Source organism: Marivita lacus, from assembly GCF_014637725.1.
GTDB lineage: Bacteria > Pseudomonadota > Alphaproteobacteria > Rhodobacterales > Rhodobacteraceae > Marivita > Marivita lacus.
The window spans coordinates 106,081-124,252 of sequence record NZ_BMFC01000008.1 but is presented as its reverse complement, the minus strand read 5'-3'; the positions used below and the strand labels follow the sequence as shown (position 1 = coordinate 124,252).

The window sequence follows — 18,172 nt, the reverse complement described above, 5'->3', positions numbered from 1 at the left end:
CTACTTTCAGGGGTTCGGGTGTCAGGTGATGCGGTCGGCAAGCGCTGCTTTGACCGCCTCGGAGGCATGCAGCGTGCCCAGAACGGACAGGCCGGCAATCGTGTCCTTGGCCAAATCGGCGCTGACATCCTGCGCGATGACGACAAGGCCAAGGACGCGGATGTCCAGCATCTGGCCGGCCGACTGTGCAGTTGCCAGTTCGTCTCGCGTGATATGGCGCAGGCCCAGATCGACGCTCTTGCGCACGACGATCTGGCGGACCGTGTCCGCGTGCCGGTCGATCTGGTTGCGGATCGCGGTGCGGATGAAATCGGTGCGGTTGGAATAGAACCCTTCTCGCACCAGCAACTCGATATGACCAAGATCGACATGACCCAGGTTGATGGTGATCTTTTCGGACTCGGGTGCCTTTGCGGGCACTGCGCCTGTTTGTGTCATGACTGCCAAAATCCTTTTGACCATCCATGGGGATGGTATATGGCAGGTATCGAGTGTTAATCAAGTCAGACGCCTGCTCGGTCGAACCGACGAACTGGCAATGAACGAAGGCATTGGACAGAAAGTCCATGGCGCTGGGAGTGTCGGCAAGGCTGTGCGTGCCGGGCAGAACGGCGACGGTGTCGAACGGTACCGACGGCGCACCGGCGATCTGGTCCGTCGACGCGTGCAGGTTGTCGTTGCTGCACGACACACCACCGCTATGCGGAGCGACGAAGCGCATCACTCCGCCTTCGTCCAATGTCGGACATCATCGCGCCGGTGGATTTCGGGGTTTCCGTGGTGGTTATGGTGCGGTCGTCACGGGTTGCGTGTTGGGGTTGCCTTCGCTGACGAAGGTTTCGGCCTGTTTCCCGCATTCCCTTGTTTCAACTGCAGAGGGTGCGCCCGGTGATCTGCCCCAATCGTCCCCCGGCCGGTCGCCTGAGTAGATTCCGGCCCTGCACAGAATATCCGGCGTGGCATAGCATCTTTGAAAGCCGTTTTGCCGGGGAACGGATGATTGAACGACGGGCCACGCAGGTCAAGCCGCGTTCTTGGCGATGACAGTCCCGGTGACTGCCGTTCGGGCGTGAGCCATCCGATAGGCAATGCAAGTGGATCTCGAGATGAACCAGGACAAGTCAGTGCGACCTGACCGGATGTCGGACCGAGCAGGGCTTTTGGACTCCGCCGGGCGACAGGCGTTTCGGACATTGCGCGACCCGGGTGGTCAGTCCGCCATGGTCATTGCACATGTACAGCGTTTCGTGTTTGCCGATCTTCTTGGCGCGCTGCGCCGCGTGCGGACCGAGGTTGCGCACCACTCCTCCAACCCGCGCAAACGCGCGCCGCCGGCCTCGGCCAAGAAACATCTTGGCGACGGGGCCGTATCGGTTACCGGTCCGCGCTTGGACCGTCCGTTGTGTAAACGGACAGGGGGATGAGGAGGGTTCTCTACAGCATTGCAGGCGTGGCGCTTGCCGGGGTTCTCGGCTTTGCCATCCTCGCCTGGCGGAGCGAGATTGCGCCGCTGCCCGCAGGTTCGCCGACCGAGGCCCCGGGCGATCCGGACCGGATCGCGGCAGGCGCGCGACTTGCCCTGCTGGGCAATTGCGCAAGTTGTCATACGGTGGAAGGCAGCGACGCGCTGACCGGCGGGCTGCCCATCGACACACCCTTTGGCGTCATCCACAGTACAAACATCACCCCCGATCGTGCCACCGGCATTGGCGATTGGTCGCTTGAGGCCTATGTCCGCGCCATGCGCGAAGGCGTGGACCGGGAAGGGCGACATCTCTATCCGGCCTTTCCTTACGAATATTTCGCACGCGTCAGCGATGCTGATCTGGCCGATCTCTATGCTTGGAACATGGCGCAAACCGCCAGTGCCGCCCGGACACCGCCGAATGACCTGACCTTTCCGGCCAACCTGCGTCTGCTTCTTGCCGGGTGGAAATTGTTGTTCCATTCCGACACGCGCTTCGCCGCTGACAGGTCGCACTCCGAGCAATGGAATGACGGGGCCTACCTGACGCTGGGGCTTGGCCATTGCGGGGCGTGCCATCTGCCGCGCAATCTGCTGGGTGGCGCTGCGGAAAATCGGGCCGATCAGGGAGGCGAGGCCCATGATTGGTGGGCACCGCCGCTGACGGCGGCCAATCCCGCACCGAACGTCTGGACCGAGATGTCGCTAGCCGCGTATTTCGAGACGGGGCGTGCGTCCGGCCAAGGGGTCGCCGCAGGACCGATGGGATCCGTGGTGCATGACAGTCTGGCGCTGGCCCCCGAGGCGGACCGCGCAGCACTTGCGCATTACCTTGCGGACCAGATGGCGCGTTCCTCCCAGTCACCGACGACGCAAGTCGCAGGTCAAGGCCTCGCCCGCGCTGCATTGGACACAGACCGCCCGCCGATGGGCAGCACGGTTTTCGAGGACGGCGCGCAGCTTTTTTCTGCCAATTGCGCAAGTTGTCACCACAAGGGTGGTCCATCCCGTGGCAGGGATTTTCCCGACCTGTCGGAAATCACGACCATTGCGGGTCCGGACCCGCGCAATCTCGTTCAGGTGGTCCTGTGGGGGATCGGACCGGACGCGGGATCTCTGAAAGGTTACATGCCGCGGTTCTCCGAGGTGCTGAGCGACGCGCAGATTGCCGCCATTGCCGCCCACCTGCGCAACGACACTGTGACCCTCGACACCGTTGCACGGCTCCGGGCCAGCGGGCCGGTGGCCGGGGCAGGGGCCGGTCCGCTATCGGGGTTCGCATCACCCGTCACGGGTGCGATGCCCCCAGATCCCGGAGCAACACAATGACACACACGCCCAATCGCCGCATCGTTCTGGGTGGAATGATCGCGCTTCAGGCTCTGGCACTGGCGCGGATCGCGCAGGCTCAGCCAGCGCTGCCATCCCGAACGGGACCGATCGCACCGGAGGATTTCATGGCCCTGTCGCAACATCTCACCGGGCACGATGCCCTGTCACTGACGCTGGGCGGCCGAATTTTCGCCGTGCTTGCAGACACAGGCCAGTCACAGGCACTGCAAGCCCTTTACGACACGGCCTCCGACGCCACGCCCGATGTGACGGCGGATCAGGATGACCTTCTTCGGCGTATCCTGCACGGCTGGTATCTGGGGCGGATCGAGATCGACGGTCGTACGCACCTGACCGGGTATGAACACACCCTGATGGGCCGGGTCACGACAGACATCCTTCCGCTGCGCAGCTTTTGTGGCGGCACGATGGGCTTTTGGGCATCCCCGCCCGATGTCGGCCCGCTGCCGCTTCGCGAGGCGCGGCCATGAGCGACCATGACACGGATGTTCTTGTCGTCGGGTCCGGTTTGTCGGGCAACCTGATCGCCCACCGGCTTGCGCAGGCGGGTCTATCGGTCACCATCCTCGAAGCCGGGCCGCGCATCGAGAGACATCACTTGGTCGAAGCCTACCGCAACGCCACCAACAAGGGCGATTTCATGGCGCCCTATGTCGCCGCGACCCATGCGCCACAAGGTCAGGCAGGCAGCGATTACATCGTGCAGGACGGTGATGACCCTTACAACGTGCAGTATATCCGCGCGGTGGGCGGAACGACATGGCATTGGGCCGCGGCGACTTGGCGCTTTTTGCCCAATGATTTCCGGCTGTTCAGCCTCTATGGCGTCGGTCGTGACTGGCCTTTGTCCTACGAGGTTCTGGAGCCATGGTATGCGCAGGCAGAGGTCGAGCTCGGTGTCTCCGGCCCCGATCCGTCGGAGGAGGACCTGGGATCTCCGCGGTCTGGCGCCTACCCGATGGCGGCCTTGCCGCTCAGCTACATGGACCGCGAATTCGCCGAGCGGTTGAACGGCAGTGGCGAGTTTCGGGTGGTCACCGAACCCGTCGCGCGCAACTCGACCCCCTATGACGGGCGGGCGGCATGTTGCGGCAACAACAACTGCATGCCGATCTGTCCTATCGCGGCGCAATACTCCGGTAATGTGCACGCCCTCAAGGCCGAACACGCAGGCGCACGCCTTATCCCGGATGCCGTGGCCTTTGCGGTGGAAACCGATGCCGATGGCCTGATGGTCACCGCTGTACATTACCTTCACCCCGACGGATCGCGACACCGCATGACGGCACGACGCATCGTGCTGGCGGCCAACGGGATCGAGACGCCGAAACTGATGCTGATGTCGACCTCGGAGGCGCTGCCGAACGGGCTTGCGAACCGCTCAGACCAGGTCGGGCGCAACCTGATGGACCATCCAGGCATCTCCGTCTCCTTCCTGTGGGACAAGCCGGTGTTTCCCGGCCGGGGGCCGCAGGAAATGACCTCGGTCGTCAGCCTGCGCGACGGCGATTTCCGGGGCGAGATGGCGGGTCGCAAGCTGCATCTGGGCAACATGTCCGATCTTGACGGCATCACCGAACGACTGATCGACCAAGGGCTGCGCGGGTCCGAACTTGACGCCGAGATCCGCGCCCGCGTCGTGCGCAAGGTCGGGATCAATTGTTTCCTCGAACAACTGCCCGAGGCGCACAACCGCGTGCGCCCGCACCCCGATCAGGTGGATGCGATGGGCCTGCCCAAGCCGCTGCTGACCTACCAGATCGAACCCTATGTCGCGCGCGCCGCCGCGGCGACACTGGAAAACTATGCCCGCATCGCGGAACTTCTGGGCGGCACGGAGGTTGAGGTGAATGACGAATACGGAGGCAACAACCACATCATGGGCACGACGATCATGGGAACGGATCCGGCCAACTCTGTCGTGGATGCCGAGTGCCGCAGCCATGACCACCCCAATCTCTACATCGGAGGCCCGTCGGTGTTCTGCACTGGCGGTACGGTCAATTCCGGGCTGACCATCGCAGCACTGGCCCTGCGGCTGGCCGAGACCCTGATCGCCGAGACATGATCGCGCCTGTCACTGCCTATTGCGGGACGCCTGCGATCCCGGCAGAGGTCTGGACAAGCTGGAACCTCGATCCGGTGGTGATGCTGGCCTTGTGTGCCTTGGCGGTGACACTTCGGGTGCACACTGTCGGAGACGCCCAACGGTCCGGCTATGTTGCTGTGGGACTGCTCGGGGTGGTCTTTCTCTCGCCCCTTTGCGCGCTCAGCGCGGCGTTGTTCTCGGCCCGTGTTGTGCATCATGTCCTTTTGATCGCAGGCGTGGCGCCGCTGCTGGCGCTGGCGTTTCCGTCGCGGCGGGCGCTGCCCTTGAGCGTTCTGGTCGCGATCAACGTGATCGTGCTGTGGCTCTGGCATGTGCCGGGGATCTACACTTGGGCCATCGGTTCGATTGCAGGATATTGGCTGATGCAGGTCAGCCTGCTGGGTGCGGCTCTGGCCCTGTGGCGCGAGGTGTTGCGGCGGAATTCCGATCCAGGTGCGGGCATTGCCGCCTTGCTTGCAATGGTTGCGCAGATGGGGATGTTGGGGGCACTGATCGCCTTTGCCCCCCAAGCACTCTACCCCACGCATTTCTACACAACCGAGATCTGGGGTTTCAGCCCGCTCGAGGATCAGCAGCTTGCCGGGTTGATCATGTGGGTACCTGCGATCCTGCCTTATCTCGGCGCGGCACTGGTGATGGTCATGCGCCGCCTGTTTGCAACCGAGCTCGCGCGATGATCTGGATGATGAAGCTGCTGCATCTGACCATGATCTCGATCTGGTTGGGCGGTCTTGTCGCCTTGCCGTTCCTGCTGTTCCAGCGGCGTTCCCTGACGGGCGAAGATCTTCACCGCCTGCACCGGCTGGTGCGGGCACTTTACGTGTCGATCCTGTCGCCTGCTGCATTCGTGGCGATCGCCAGCGGTACGGCGCTTGTCTTCCTGCGTGGCACCTTCGTGGAATGGTTCAGCATCAAGCTGGTCATCGTGGGCGTTCTGGCGGCCCTGCATGTCCGCCTGGGGCTTCTGGTCTTGCAGGTGTTCGATGCCGATGGGCACTTCGGCAAGGCAGGCGCGATGTCCCTGACCATGGCGACGCTTGCTGCCGTGGCAGGGGTGCTGCTGGTGGTCCTGTGGAAGCCACAGATCGACGCGCTGGCGCTGGCTCCTGACCTGTTTCATCCTGGCGGGCTCTCTGAGGTTCTGGCCCCGGTCATCTCTTGGGCGCAGCCATGACGCTGACACCATGATCCAGCACCAACTTGCCCCCATGCCAGCCAGCAAAGACTGCAAACAGCACGCCAAGACCGGAAAGCGCCAGGCCGTGCGGCAAGACCTCTCCCCCGGTCAGGCGAAAGCCCCAGTTTGTGCCGAGGATCGAAATGAGCATCATCGCCGCCGTGGCATGGGTCCAGCTTGCCACCCGGATGCGGATGCCTTTGACGAGCAGCAGTTCTGCCGTGCCTGCGATAGCAGCAGCGATGCCTCCCAGAAACGCAAATCCCGACGCCCAGAGCCCGGCGCGCACCCAGAACGCATCTCCGGTGAACCACCACCACACATCCGCGCCCAGGCTGCCGACGACAAAGGCGATGGGAAAATGCACCAGCATGGCGTGCACCGGGTGGCCGACCAGTGCTGCGGCGGACCCGGTTGCGTGCAGCGCCACGGCGTCAAGTACGGGCGTTTGCGCGCTGTGATCGGGGGTGGCTGCGGAGGGGTCTTTCTCGGCGCGCATGGCAAGTCTTTCGGAGCAGATCTGAACAAAATGTGGCGCTATGCAGGTTTGGCGGCCGTGGCACTGACACTTGGTGCCTGCGACGGCCCGCTTTCCACCTTACAACCCGCAGGCCCCGTCGCACGTTCCCTCGCCCAGCTTGGATGGACCATGATCGTGGGCAGTGGCGTGTTGTTGGCGTTGATCACCGGACTGTTCGCGCTGGTGATCCTGCGACCGGACCGGGCCGCGCGGATGTCCGGGCGAACCTGGATCATCTGGGGGGGGCTGGTCTTGCCCGCGCTGGTCTTGCCACCGCTGGTCTTGGTGTCCCTGATCGCCGGAGAGCGTCTGTCGCCATCGGACCCGGTGCCAAGGATCGAGGCCGAGGCGCGACAGTGGTCCTGGACCTTCCACTACCCCGACCACGGCGGGGCGCAGACCGAGGATATCCTGCACCTGCCAAGCGGACAGGCCGTGGATATCGTCATCACAAGCCGCGATGTGATCCATTCCTTCTGGGTGCCACGCCTTGCGGGGAAAATGGATGCGGTGCCGGGACGCGAGAATGTCTTGCGGCTGATCGGAGGCGCGCCCGGAGTCATGGAGGGGCTCTGCGCCGAGTTCTGCGGCCTGGATCACACCCACATGCGCTTTGACGTGCAGGTACATGACCCCGAAGGTTTGGCCGCGGCCCTGTCAACGCCCGTCTTCGCGCCCGAGCCATGACTGCGCCGCGGCCCGATATCGACCCCATCCGCCTGCACAAGGCGTTGACCCGCATCTGGGCCACTGGTCCGGGCTGGCAGCGGCTGGCTGCGGTAAACCATTCGGTGGTGGGTGTGCGATTCATGGTCACCGCGGCGGTGTTCTTTGGGATCGGCGGCATGCTGGCCATGCTGATCCGTGCCCAGCTTGCCACGCCGGAATCGGCGTTCCTTGGGCCCGAGATCTACAACCAGATCTTCACCATGCATGGTACGATCATGATGTTTTTGTTCGCGATTCCGATGCTCGAGGGGCTGGCACTCTACATGCTGCCCAAGATGCTCGGCGCGCGCGATCTGGCCTTCCCGCGCCTGAGCGCATATGGCTACTGGTGTTTTCTGTTTGGCGGCATGATCCTGATCGGGGCACTTTTCGCAGGCGTTGCACCGCAGAGCGGATGGTTCATGTACACGCCGCTGTCATCGGATGTGTATTCGCCGGGCATCAACGCCGATGTCTGGCTTTTGGGGGTCACCTTCGTCGAAATCTCGGCCTTGACGATGGCGGTGGAACTGACCGTCTCCATCCTCAAGCTGCGCGCACCGGGAATGACGCTGGCGAGGATGCCGATCTTCGCATGGTACATACTTGTGACCGCGCTGATGATGGTCCTGGGGTTTCCGCCTCTGATCCTCGGCTCGGTCCTGCTCGAGATGGAGCGCGCCTTTGGCCTGCCGTTCTTCGACCCTGAACGCGGCGGAGATCCGCTTTTGTGGCAGCACCTGTTCTGGCTCTTCGGTCACCCGGAGGTTTACATCATCTTCCTGCCCGCCGCAGGGGCCCTTTCGACGATGATCCCGACCTTCGCGCAACGCCCGCTTATCGGGTACCGCGCTGTGGTGGCCTCGATCATCGTAATGGCATTCGTCAGTTTCGGCATCTGGGTGCATCACATGTTCACGACCGGAATTCCGCATATGGCGCTGGCGTTCTTTTCTCTGGGCTCGGCCATCGTGGCGGTGCCAACGGCGGTGCAGATGTTCGCATGGCTGGCGACGCTGGCCCATGGACGCCCCCGCTGGGACGTGCCGATGCTCTACATCTTCGGATTCATCGTCATCTTTGTCTGCGGCGGACTGACGGGGGTGATGCTGGCGATGGTCCCGTTCAACTGGCAGGCCCATGACAGCTACTTCGTGATCGCGCATTTCCACTATGTTCTGGTCGGTGGATTCGTCTTTCCGATCCTTGCGGCGCTCTATTACTGGATGCCCCATGTCACCGGGCGTCTGTCGGTGCACCGGCTGTCGGTTCCTGCCTTCTGGCTGATCTTCGCGGGCTTCAACCTGACCTTTCTGACGATGCATCTGACCGGCCTTCTAGGTATGCCTCGGCGGGTCTATACCTACCTTGGCCATGAAGGTTGGACCGCGCTCAACCTGCTGTCATCGGTCGGCAGCTTTGTGCTGGCGATGGGGTTTGCGCTGATTGCCATTGATGTCCTGCTACAGGCCCGCTTCGGGCCGCGGTTCCGGCGTGATCCGTGGCGGGCCGGAACGCTTGAATGGGCCACGCCAACGCCACCGGCGGCCTATGGGTTTGCCTCCTTGCCGCGGATCTCCGAACGGGCCGACAGGTTGTCACCCGGCGAAATCGGCAGGACACTGGCGGCTGGCGAGGGCTATCTCGGCTTTGCACGCAATGGCTGGCAAGAGACATTGGGCGTGAACATCACGACCGGAGAACCCGATCAGATCGTGATCCTGCCCCGCCCGACATATCTGCCACTGGTTTTGGCACTGACCACCGGACTCGTGGTGCTGTCGATGCTGTTCAAGAACTACGCCCTCGCTGTCTTCGCCAGCATCGTGGTGGCCTGCCTGTTTGTCTGGGGTGCCCGATCGGCAGGCCAGCCAAGGGATCACGGACCGTTGCCCATCGGTCTTGGCCTGTCCGTTCCGCCGCATCCAGAGGCCGCGACATCGCCTGCCGTGCTGGCGATGGGCGTGACCCTGATCGCGGATGGTGCGTTTTTCATCTCGCTCATCTTTGGCGTCGTGTATCTTTGGCTGGTAGCCCCCAACTGGCCCCCGGTCGAGGTGATCGAGGCCGGTTTGACCTTGCCGCTTGTCGTGGTGACCTGCCTGTTCGCAGGACCCATCGCGGCTCGCGCAGCAACTGTCGCGCTCCGCAGGCAGGGCGCGGTGATGCCGTGGCTAGGTGTGCAGGCCGTGGCCTTGCTGACAGCCCTTGCCGCTGTGGTTGCACTGATCTCGGGCGCTTTACCCGATCCGCAAAGCCATGGCTATGCGGCGGCCAGCTTTGCGCTTCTGGCCTATGTCTGTTTGCATCTTGGGGTGGCGGCTCTGTTCGTGTTGAGCAACGCAACCCGCCTGCGCGCCGGCTTTATCGGCCCGCGCCGCAACCACGATCTGCGCCTGACAACGGCCTGGCAGGATTTCACCGCGATCAGCGGCGTCGTCGCAGTGGGTGTTGTCCTGATCCTGCCACGGATGATGACCGGTTGAACAACTGCCTTCAACAGAGTGATGACGCCTCCGCTGGGTGGATCACCGCGACGCGACCATCTGAACTGGTCATGGCGCCTTCTGGCAAAGCAATCCGACCACCACGCGACAGGCCGCCGGCACATGGAAGACGCCGAAACGACCACTGTTGAAGATGCCGGTACCGAAGATGATGAGACGACGGCTGCCGATGACAGTGTCACCGCGATCGAATACCCGGCAATCCTTGGCGATGTCGCCGGGAGTCCATGTGGGATGCCTGGCGATTTCCGCCCTTCACCTGCTGCCGGGTGCTTGTGCTTCTATCGTGACCCGATCGCGCCACCACCAGCCGGGGTGTTCGATACGCACGAAATTCACCAGTTCCTCGCGCAGTCGCATCTCGACCAACCAGGCTGTCCAGGGGTCCGGCGCCATTGCGTAGAATTCGACAGTCATCCCCTGCGCCGAATGGTCGGTTATTGCGGTACACAGCTTGTCATGCTCGACAACATCGGGATCGGCCTTGGCGGCGGCACTGAATTTGTCGCGCAGGACCGTCACCTCGGCCATCGGATCGAGGACAAGCCGGACGGTGATGAGCATGCGTTCATCGATGACCGACCAGTTCTTGAAGGGATAGGAGAGGAAATACTTGACAGGCACGATAAGCCGCCTGTCATCCCATGTGCGCAGCTGGATGAAGGTGAAGTAGATCGCTTCGACGATGCACCAGCCACCTTCGTAGTGAATGTTGTCGCCGATGCGCACAGGCTTCGCAATCGCGATCTGCAGGGACGCTACCATGTTGCCAAGCGTGACCTGCCCCGCGATGCCGAGGATCACCGTCAGGACACCGGCGGAGGCAAGCAAGGTCAGGCCCATGTCGGCGAAGATGTCGAACTGCATCAGCACGAAAACGATCGCGAAGCCGACCGTGACCACCAGGATGATCCGTCGCAGAGCATACATCGACGTGTAGAACTCGCGTTCGGACGAGGTCGGTGTGTCGTAGGTGTCACCCAGATGCCGACGGGTCACATGGTCCAGCAGGGCGTCAACGGCGCGCAGGGCGGCAAGACTGAGACCGCCAACGGCCAGCATCACCAGCGCAGGTGTGATGATGGCGTTGGCAGGCCCCGACAGCGACACGATGATTCCCAGAAGCGCGTGCGCCGCGCCCGCAGCAGCCACGAGCGACAGGGGCAGCGCCGCGCGATCGAATGTGCGACGCGCCACGCGATTGTCGGAGATATACCTGCCCAGCCGGACCAATCTTGACGTCAGCTTGCCAACAAGGACCAGAACCCCAATCACCAAGGGCAAGGCGATCCATTCCCAAAGCTGTAACCAGCCCACCCTGACCTTCATCCCGTCCGGGATATGGGCCTCGAAGGCGCGTGGACCGAATGCGTCGTAAAGGACATCGATATTGTCGACCGTGTCACGCGAGAAGAGCCAGACAGGGTCGGCAGCTTCGTCGACCGCTGTTTCCTCGGCGTAGCGGGTGAGACGAATGGCATAGATCTGACCGTCCACGTCGAACTCTTCGAGGAGGTAGTCCCGCTGACGCACCGAGCCCTCCTCGTCGTTCACGCTTACCGTGGTCCGGGCATCCTGTTCGGCAGGAAGGCCCGCCCAGTCGATCCGTAGTTTGCGGTCGATGACCGACGCCAGTCTGGCCGCGAGTTCCGATCCACGCGCCCTCTGTTCGTCTTGCGGCAGTTGCGAAAGATTCAGGACATGCGCGGCGGTGCAATGATCGCCCGCTTCGGCAAGATTGACAAAGCTTCTGAGTGTCGCGCGTGGCGAACTCCGGTCGATTTCGCTTGGCGGCGTGTCGAGGCCAGGGTTGATCGCCTCCACCTCGTACCAGAGCGCCGGTTCATCCTGTGCCGAGACTTGGATGCTGATCGCAAATAAGGCGGCAAGGCACACAGCGACGAGCAAGATACCGCGCTTGACCCGCTTGTAGAAAGCGCTCATTGAACCTGACCGAATTGGCAGACGATGACAGCTTGCGTCATTAATGTTTTTTCCCACCTGTTCTGCCGTTCGGTTCGCCCCATGGTAAATCCTCGATGAGGGGTCCGGACGCGCGCTCCTCCCGGTAGGGCGCCTTCTTCACGAAACCCATGGCCTGCCTCCTGTGCGCGGCCTCGTCGATTGTGAAATCTTGCGTGGCAATCGGTGCCTGTCATGTGCCACCGGTGTCGCCAAAGCGCTGCGACCCCGACCGGAGTTGTATCAGTTGTCATGTAACGCCTGCCGATCGCGGGAGTTCCTCCGCTTTTCCGGTGTTCCGGTCGGTATAAAGTTGCCGCGGGCCTTGGGCGACGTCGAACATCTCGCCCGGCGCGGTTTCCCCGCAAAATGCGCGATCTAGCGCGCAAAGGAGACCCGGAACGCCCGATCGTTCTGCGCGTTCACAAAGGGTGTAACAAAGGAGACGTTTCAATGCCCAGTGACACCACGCCAGCACCGATGACCCGCGAAGCGACTGCGCACAAGGCGCTGGTCGCCAGCATGCGCGACACCCACGCGCTTGAAAAACAGCAGATCCAGGTTCTCGAGGCGCATCTGGACCTCTTCCAGGACTACCCTGACCTTCACGCGCGGGTCACAGAACACATCGTGTCGACCAGAGATCAGGCACGACGGCTCGAGGCCGGGCTGGAAGCGTGCAGCGACTCTGCGTCGATGGTCAAGGACGCTATGATGAGTGCGATGGGGCTGGGGCAATCCTCAGTTCAGAGCTTTGGCGATCAGGCCGAGCTGAAGGCCGTGACGGCCGATCTCATGCAGGAACATCTGGAAATCGCGACGTACCGCGTCTTGCTCGTGCTGGCCGACGAGGCGGGCAAGCCCGATCTTCGTCATCGACTGGAAGAGACCTTGCAGGAAGAGGAGGCGATGGCAGCGTGGTTCGAAGACAACCTCGAGGCGATCACGCGGCGGTTCGTCGAACTGAAGGCGACGGAGGGTCGTGAGGCGGCCGTCGAGAAAGAAAGGGTCAAACAGGCGGAAAACGATGTGTCCCCGACCGCGGACAGTCAAATGTCAGGAACCCTGTGGCAGCAACTCGATACAGGCAACAAACCCGGCACCGATTCGACGTCCACGGCACACAAGAGCCGAGACAAGGATGCCCCCGCCGCGACGATCCAGCGCTCGGACACCATGCGTCCCACCCCGACGGATGTGCCGGCAAGTGCCGCCGCCGCCTCCCTCCGACCTGATCGAACCTGACTGTGGGTCGTTGCCAAAGAGACCTAAATGCAGCGCTGCGAGACGGCCTGTGCGTTCATTGAAACCCACGCGTTGGCACCAATCAGCATTGGGACCAGGAAAGTGTCCGTATTTCGGTGCGCTTCCTGAAGGGAGGAGCATGCTATGAATTCGAAAAATGGACCAACGGACGCGCAAGAGCAAAAAAACGCCAGGATCGAAAGGCTCCATCGAAAGTTCGATCCGGCCGAAAAGTTTCCGGTCGATCCCGACGATGCCGGCCCCAAACGATCGCAAAAGCAACCTGGACAAGAGCCGCGCGACCCACAAACGGATGACGAAAATCCTGAATGAACCTAAACTCGCGAGGGAAAATCACGCCGATCCAGATCTTGGGGAAAACCACGATGCCGACCAGGGCGGATCGGCACACGACTTCGAAGCGTTGGACGTCATCGAACCAAAAAAGCTGGTTTTGGCTGGTAAAATCCGACCGTGCCCCGAAATGAAACAATCGTACGCGTGTAAGCCCGCCTTCATGCAAGAGTATTCAGGATGACGACATGGCGGGATGCCTCAGCATAAGGGCGGTGCCTGTCTTGCCGTCTTCCATGAACGTGGTGAACGGCGACGTCCACCCAGCTGTGAAATAGAGCAAAATCAGATCGGCGGAAAACTGGCCCTGAGAGAGGCAATGTTCCATCCATCAGGCCTGCGATGCGCAGTCAGATGCCCCAGAGCAAGGACTGTTGCCCGCCGAGCTTGGAATTTCCAAGCGTTCCGTATTCGTCGACAAAACTCCTTATTTGCGGCGCGTAGAACAGCGAAAGATAGGCCTCTGCCCAAGCGAGTTCAAAGCTGCGCAGTTCATCGTCGCCGTTGAAATAGGTCTGCACGGACCCGCTGATGTCTTCCACGAGGGTCGGATCATTGAACGCGTTGACGACGAAATAAACCGTTCGGTGAATCGCCATGTCGCAAGCGCGGAACAGGTCGTGATCGCGATCTTCGAGCAATGCCGCAGCCACCACGAGGGGCGTGACGGCATGGATCTGATAGTGCAGCGCTCTTTCCTTTCGGGTCATTTCGAATGGCAGGCTGCCGTCGGGGTTTGCCTGGCAGGCGACCAGCTGGACCGTATCACCGGCCCAATCCGTCATGGTTGCATCGTCAACCGTGATCCCGATACGGGCGACGGCAAGGCCAGCCCACGCGCGCAAGTTGTTCTGGCTGGCCATCGTCGGCGCGTCTTCGTCGAAATACGTCATGGTCTGGCGTGCCCGGTCGGACAGCCAGCGTTCGACCAATGCGGTTTCCTCGGACTCGGGCAGGTACGGTCTGACCTGCGCATAGGCAAAGGCGAGGCCTCCGATCCGGGCCGGGGCAGAGAGGTTGGCATTCATCGTGGCAAGATCGCTGAGCGCGTCGGCGCGGGCCCAGACGGCCAGAGCCGACACCACACATTCCGCGGCGACCGGCCGATCGGCCGGGGTTGAGATTGCGCGGTTTGACACACCGACCAGATCGCTGATGAAGGTGTCGACCGGTTCCAGTTGCGCGTTCACATCGGCGTTCGAGGTTTGATCGAATTCTGACCGGCTCTTGTCGGCGTCGACATAGCGGCTGCCGTGATCGAGGGCGACCACGGGTTCTGGCGGGGCGACACAGGCAAACAGGTCTGTTGCGGTATCCTGTGCCCGGGCGGTGGATGCGGCTGCAAGCGTGCATGCGCAGAGTGTCATTGAGAGATGTTTCATCAATTTGTTCCAGTGTCGAAGGTGAAGAGTTTGACCATGTCAATGGCCGCCGGATCGCCGGCCTCGGCTGCCTTGATGAGCCAGTCCCGCGCTCTTTCATTGGACGCAGGAACGCCCACGCCCATCGCGTAAGACTGCGCAAGCATGACCATTGCAGGCACGTCGCCGTTGTTCGAGGCCTTGACCAACCAATCTGTCGACGTTTCGATTTCCGCGCGGCTGACAGCGCTGCCGCGCAACCGTCGGGCATGTTCGCGCATGGCGGCAGGATTGCCGGCTGCCGCTGCATCGGCATAAAGCTGATCGATATCCAGCCGCGCTTCTATGGCGCGGCGCAGGGGCGCGTCCTTGCCGGCGATCTGGCTGAGCACCGCGGGGATCTCGTTGGCCGTGCTGCGCGACACGAGATCGCCGTACAGCGACACGATCCGGTCCTGATCATATGCAGGCTGCTTGGGGTCGCCATGGACGCGCAGCAGGCGATACACAGAGGTCCGGTCTCCAAGCTCAAAGGCTTTTTCGTAGAGCGCCAGAGCCTGAGCATCGCTGTCGTCATCCGAAAGCGTACGGTAGCCGTCGCCCAGCTTGACGATCTGCCAGCCGACATCGGCGGCCAGATGTTCGGCAATCGCCAACCAACCTCGTGCCGCGTCCCTGTCGTCCGCTTTTCGCATGACATGGGCAAAGGCCAAGGCTTCGGAAAAGGTGCAACTCATCACAGCGATGGCCCGTTTGTGATAGACGTCGCGGGTGGTGGCATCGGGCAGGAAAGGCATGGCCAGCATCAGCGCCATGAAATCGCCGCGCGTGTCGATCTGACCAGAGAAGGCCTCGAACACCGCGCGGGGGTTTGGATAGGTCGCCGGATCGGCATCCGGCAAAAGTGCCATCGCCTCGCCGTTGCCTTGCCGGGCAAGCGTGACAAGAAGCGTCGCTGCTTCGGTCATCGCTGCTTCGACAGGGTCCGTCAGCAGCGCCTTGGACAATTTCAGCGCAGCGCCTTTATCGCCTGCAGCGAAGGCGGCCCGGAACTGGTCAAGCGCGGCCTCGCGGGCAGCCGGAGTTGCCGCATCGGCCAGGGCAAGCTCTGCGCGTGCGGTGGCCACGGGAGGGGACTGCTCGGCAAGTGCTGTCCAGAACGCGATCTCCGAAGCCGGTGAGCCGTCACGTTCCAACACCGCCAGAAGGTTTGCCAACGGCGTCGCCCGCCCATAGAGCGCTTGTGTCTGCAAGGCGGCCATTTCAAGCGGATCAGGGTTCTCGGCCATTTCTTTCAGGGCCACATCGGTGAATTCGAAAGACAACGATCCGATCGCCGCTTCTGCCTTGGCCCAATAGGAAGCCTGATCCAGCAAAGGAGCATCTGGAGCCTTGCAGACAAAGGCGGCCTGCAAATTGGCGGTTGGTGCTGCATCGCCTTCGGCGATGACCGCTTGGATCAGGATATCGATGACCTCGTAAAATTCCCCTTCGGTGCGTGCGTCAGCCATGTCCAACCGTGCGAGCATGAAAGTTGCTGCCGGATCGCCCATGGCGGCGCCGCGTTCCAGAAGCGGACGTGCCTCAGTTTGGCCGCTCCATCGACCTTGCTCATCCAGAATGAGCGCGGCCCGTTTTGCAAAGACCCAAGGCGGCGGGTTTTCAAGATTTTCCAGCCGAACCAGCGTGTCCATGAACGTGGATTTCAGTGTGGGTCGCCGGGGCAGTTGCGCCTCGAGGAAGCCTGAAAGCCGGATCAGGCCGGCCCTGTCACCCGCATCAGCTGCAGCCTCGTACAGGTTCTGGGCACGCTCCAGATCGACGCCAAGCAATGCGCCTGCTTCATAAACGCGACCCAGCGCCACTTGTGCATAGGGCAGTTGCCCGTCGGATGCCTTTTTCAGGTAGGTCAGAAGAAGGTCGTTGTCCTTGGTCACAAGTTCGGATTGCAGTTCGTATTCCGCCACCCGCCATGCCGAGATTGGATCGCCCAGATCGGCGGCGAACCGATACCACCGGACGGCCATGTCGTGATCGACACTGACCACCCCTCCGTTGGAAAACTCGCGCGCAATGCGTGCAATCCGGTCGCAGATCAGCGGGTCGATCTGGCCAACAAGAGAGCCGAAAGCCATCGTGACAGCCAGTTCTGGATGAACATCCCACCCGTCTGGCGCGTTTCCGGCTACGGCGAGATGCGACAGCGTGAGCAGGGCATTCGCGTTGCCACCATACCCTGCCGACATGAGCAACTCGGTACCGAGAGCCCGGTCACGGTCGATCCCGATCCCTTCGGTCAAGAATTCGGAAAGAGCACTCAACATGCGAGGTGAATTTTCCTCACCCCGGTCCAGGAGTTGCTGAACCAGCCCGGTTGCTCTCAGTTCCTGGAGTTGCCCAAGTTCGATCATCTGGTTGATCTGAGCCAGAAGCACGTTGTCTTCGGTGAAACTGGGCGAGAAGTCAGGCAGCAGTTCTATGATCCTCTGGATCGTCGGGTCCCACGCCACCGGGTCGATTTCGGCAAGGCGGCGCAGATCGCGGTTGATCAACCCGATGTCACGGTCAGGCAAGGCCTTGCCGTCCCATGCCCCCCATTCGGCAAGCAGTTCGGAATCCGGCACCCGTGCAACGCAGATTGGCGTGACGACCATGTCAGGGGGCGCAAAGTCGAGCGTGACGGATTGCGCACGCAGTCCGGCAGAGCCTGCGAGAAGCAAGGCAAGGGCTGTGACAGCTGTGACGCCGGGTCGGGTATTGGTCATGGAACGGGCCTTTCGCGGGTCAGTTGAAATACAGGTTCTCGGTGCTGAAGGCGGTGTAATCACCGGACACGCCACTGAAGACGACGGTGACACCGGCGCGGCGGCGCATCCTGACCGCCGGCAGGGTCGCGAGAACCGCGTCACCCTCGCGCACCTCGAAATCGAGAGTCAGTGGTGCCTTGAGCGCCACCTGACGCGAGGTGTGCTGCGCAACATTGTCCAGAGCCATCGCCCCCACGCGGGGCACGAACAAATCCACCGATGACAGGTCGGACAGGTTGTAGAACACCAGATCCGCCTTGGCCGGACTGTTCTCGATGTTGTCCCGCAAAAGGTGCAGGGTTCCATCGTTTCCTTCGACGAACGTGAAGAACGAGGTTGGCGGGATCTCTCCGTCGCCTACCATGTTGCCCAACGCGACGGAAATCGTCCCCTTGGTCGTCATCACGTAGGGCGTGACACCTCCAACCACGTTTTCGAAGGTTTCATTTCCCACAACTGCAACGGTTTCCCCCGGTGCCACAACGCGGACAAAGGACGCATTCGGATCGGCGGGTTCTTCGTAAAGCTGGTTGTCCTGCGCAGCTGCGGGCGCAGCGCACACCGCCAGAGCAAGGACGATGGAGCGGGCGTGACATTTCATGA

The 18,172-nt window shown here is 62.1% G+C and carries 15 protein-coding genes; 9 read left to right on the top strand and 6 right to left on the bottom strand.

From position 1 onward, the window contains the following. Nucleotides 1–21: 21 nt before the first annotated feature. Nucleotides 22–438, bottom strand: coding sequence for a ribbon-helix-helix domain-containing protein (locus tag IEV82_RS15155; protein ID WP_188482873.1), 417 nt, complete (start codon nucleotides 436–438; stop codon nucleotides 22–24). A 982-nt stretch (nucleotides 439–1,420) separates the two neighbouring features. On the opposite strand from IEV82_RS15155, the gene IEV82_RS15145 reads away from it, so the two are divergent. Genes IEV82_RS15145 through IEV82_RS15125 form a run of 5 tightly spaced genes read left to right on the top strand, consistent with a single transcriptional unit; the run spans nucleotide 1,421 to nucleotide 6,102 of the window. Then, nucleotides 1,421–2,794, top strand: a complete 1,374-nt coding sequence (locus IEV82_RS15145) for a cytochrome c (RefSeq protein WP_188482871.1) — start codon at nucleotides 1,421–1,423, stop codon at nucleotides 2,792–2,794. Beyond that, on the top strand, nucleotides 2,791–3,288 hold the full coding sequence (locus IEV82_RS15140; protein ID WP_188482870.1) for a sugar dehydrogenase complex small subunit: 498 nt from the start codon (nucleotides 2,791–2,793) through the stop codon (nucleotides 3,286–3,288). The genes IEV82_RS15145 and IEV82_RS15140 overlap by 4 nt, the downstream gene beginning before the upstream one ends. After that, nucleotides 3,285–4,886, top strand: coding sequence for a GMC family oxidoreductase (locus IEV82_RS15135; RefSeq protein ID WP_188482869.1), 1,602 nt, complete (start codon nucleotides 3,285–3,287; stop codon nucleotides 4,884–4,886). Before IEV82_RS15140 ends, IEV82_RS15135 begins: the two co-directional genes overlap by 4 nt. Beyond that, entirely contained in the window at nucleotides 4,883–5,605 is a 723-nt protein-coding gene (locus IEV82_RS15130; protein ID WP_188482868.1) for a cytochrome c oxidase assembly protein, read from the top strand. Before IEV82_RS15135 ends, IEV82_RS15130 begins: the two co-directional genes overlap by 4 nt. Then, nucleotides 5,602–6,102: a CopD family protein gene (locus IEV82_RS15125; protein WP_188482867.1), complete on the top strand. Its 501-nt coding sequence runs from the start codon at nucleotides 5,602–5,604 to the stop codon at nucleotides 6,100–6,102. The genes IEV82_RS15130 and IEV82_RS15125 overlap by 4 nt, the downstream gene beginning before the upstream one ends. On the opposite strand, the gene IEV82_RS15120 is transcribed toward IEV82_RS15125, so the two are convergent. Further along, entirely contained in the window at nucleotides 6,080–6,604 is a 525-nt protein-coding gene (locus IEV82_RS15120; RefSeq protein WP_188482866.1) for a DUF2231 domain-containing protein, read from the bottom strand. The two genes, IEV82_RS15125 and IEV82_RS15120, sit on opposite strands and share 23 nt — an antisense overlap. A 150-nt stretch (nucleotides 6,605–6,754) precedes the next feature. On the opposite strand from IEV82_RS15120, the gene IEV82_RS15115 reads away from it, so the two are divergent. Both IEV82_RS15115 and ctaD read left to right on the top strand, forming a co-directional pair. Then, nucleotides 6,755–7,312, top strand: a complete 558-nt coding sequence (locus IEV82_RS15115; protein ID WP_229747843.1) for a cytochrome c oxidase subunit II — start codon at nucleotides 6,755–6,757, stop codon at nucleotides 7,310–7,312. Then, entirely contained in the window at nucleotides 7,309–9,819 is a 2,511-nt protein-coding gene (gene ctaD / locus IEV82_RS15110) for a cytochrome c oxidase subunit I (protein WP_188482864.1), read from the top strand. The genes IEV82_RS15115 and ctaD overlap by 4 nt, the downstream gene beginning before the upstream one ends. A gap of 276 nt (nucleotides 9,820–10,095) precedes the next feature. On the opposite strand, the gene IEV82_RS15105 is transcribed toward ctaD, so the two are convergent. After that, complete coding sequence (locus IEV82_RS15105) at nucleotides 10,096–11,784, bottom strand: mechanosensitive ion channel family protein (RefSeq protein ID WP_188482863.1); 1,689 nt, start codon at nucleotides 11,782–11,784, stop codon at nucleotides 10,096–10,098. 498 nt (nucleotides 11,785–12,282) lie between these two features. Between IEV82_RS15105 and IEV82_RS15100 the strand changes: the two genes are divergently transcribed. Together IEV82_RS15100 and IEV82_RS15095 are read left to right on the top strand one after the other, a co-directional pair. After that, complete coding sequence (locus IEV82_RS15100) at nucleotides 12,283–13,047, top strand: YciE/YciF ferroxidase family protein (RefSeq protein WP_188482862.1); 765 nt, start codon at nucleotides 12,283–12,285, stop codon at nucleotides 13,045–13,047. 157 nt (nucleotides 13,048–13,204) lie between these two features. Further along, entirely contained in the window at nucleotides 13,205–13,585 is a 381-nt protein-coding gene (locus IEV82_RS15095) for a hypothetical protein (RefSeq protein WP_188482861.1), read from the top strand. Nucleotides 13,586–13,751: 166 nt separating this feature from the next. On the opposite strand, the gene IEV82_RS15090 is transcribed toward IEV82_RS15095, so the two are convergent. The 3 genes from IEV82_RS15090 to IEV82_RS15080 are packed head-to-tail and all read right to left on the bottom strand — an operon-like array spanning nucleotide 13,752 to nucleotide 18,170. Then, the gene (locus IEV82_RS15090; RefSeq protein WP_188482860.1) at nucleotides 13,752–14,783 is read right to left on the bottom strand and encodes an alginate lyase family protein; all 1,032 of its coding nucleotides are present in this window, start codon (nucleotides 14,781–14,783) and stop codon (nucleotides 13,752–13,754) included. Continuing rightward, complete coding sequence (locus tag IEV82_RS15085) at nucleotides 14,783–17,527, bottom strand: SEL1-like repeat protein (RefSeq protein ID WP_188482859.1); 2,745 nt, start codon at nucleotides 17,525–17,527, stop codon at nucleotides 14,783–14,785. The genes IEV82_RS15090 and IEV82_RS15085 overlap by 1 nt, the downstream gene beginning before the upstream one ends. Nucleotides 17,528–17,546: 19 nt before the next feature. Continuing rightward, nucleotides 17,547–18,170 (bottom strand): alginate O-acetyltransferase AlgF, encoded by a 624-nt coding sequence (locus IEV82_RS15080; protein WP_188482858.1) that lies wholly within the window; start codon nucleotides 18,168–18,170, stop codon nucleotides 17,547–17,549. Between the last annotated feature and the right edge of the window lie 2 nt (nucleotides 18,171–18,172).

Excerpts from the sequence above, each read along its gene's own strand:
- IEV82_RS15125 (WP_188482867.1), top strand. The coding sequence starts at position 5,602 with ATGATCTGGATGATGAAGCTGCTGCATCTGACCATGATCTCGATCTGG.
- IEV82_RS15085 (WP_188482859.1), bottom strand. The coding sequence starts at position 17,527 with ATGACCAATACCCGACCCGGCGTCACAGCTGTCACAGCCCTTGCCTTG.
- IEV82_RS15080 (WP_188482858.1), bottom strand. The coding sequence starts at position 18,170 with ATGAAATGTCACGCCCGCTCCATCGTCCTTGCTCTGGCGGTGTGCGCT.
- IEV82_RS15120 (WP_188482866.1), bottom strand. The coding sequence starts at position 6,604 with ATGCGCGCCGAGAAAGACCCCTCCGCAGCCACCCCCGATCACAGCGCG.
- ctaD (WP_188482864.1), top strand. The coding sequence starts at position 7,309 with ATGACTGCGCCGCGGCCCGATATCGACCCCATCCGCCTGCACAAGGCG.
- IEV82_RS15115 (WP_229747843.1), top strand. The coding sequence starts at position 6,755 with ATGATCGTGGGCAGTGGCGTGTTGTTGGCGTTGATCACCGGACTGTTC.
- IEV82_RS15135 (WP_188482869.1), top strand. The coding sequence starts at position 3,285 with ATGAGCGACCATGACACGGATGTTCTTGTCGTCGGGTCCGGTTTGTCG.
- IEV82_RS15100 (WP_188482862.1), top strand. The coding sequence starts at position 12,283 with ATGACCCGCGAAGCGACTGCGCACAAGGCGCTGGTCGCCAGCATGCGC.
- IEV82_RS15105 (WP_188482863.1), bottom strand. The coding sequence starts at position 11,784 with ATGAGCGCTTTCTACAAGCGGGTCAAGCGCGGTATCTTGCTCGTCGCT.
- IEV82_RS15090 (WP_188482860.1), bottom strand. The coding sequence starts at position 14,783 with ATGAAACATCTCTCAATGACACTCTGCGCATGCACGCTTGCAGCCGCA.
- IEV82_RS15140 (WP_188482870.1), top strand. The coding sequence starts at position 2,791 with ATGACACACACGCCCAATCGCCGCATCGTTCTGGGTGGAATGATCGCG.
- IEV82_RS15145 (WP_188482871.1), top strand. The coding sequence starts at position 1,421 with ATGAGGAGGGTTCTCTACAGCATTGCAGGCGTGGCGCTTGCCGGGGTT.
- IEV82_RS15130 (WP_188482868.1), top strand. The coding sequence starts at position 4,883 with ATGATCGCGCCTGTCACTGCCTATTGCGGGACGCCTGCGATCCCGGCA.
- IEV82_RS15155 (WP_188482873.1), bottom strand. The coding sequence starts at position 438 with ATGACACAAACAGGCGCAGTGCCCGCAAAGGCACCCGAGTCCGAAAAG.
- IEV82_RS15095 (WP_188482861.1), top strand. The coding sequence starts at position 13,205 with ATGGACCAACGGACGCGCAAGAGCAAAAAAACGCCAGGATCGAAAGGC.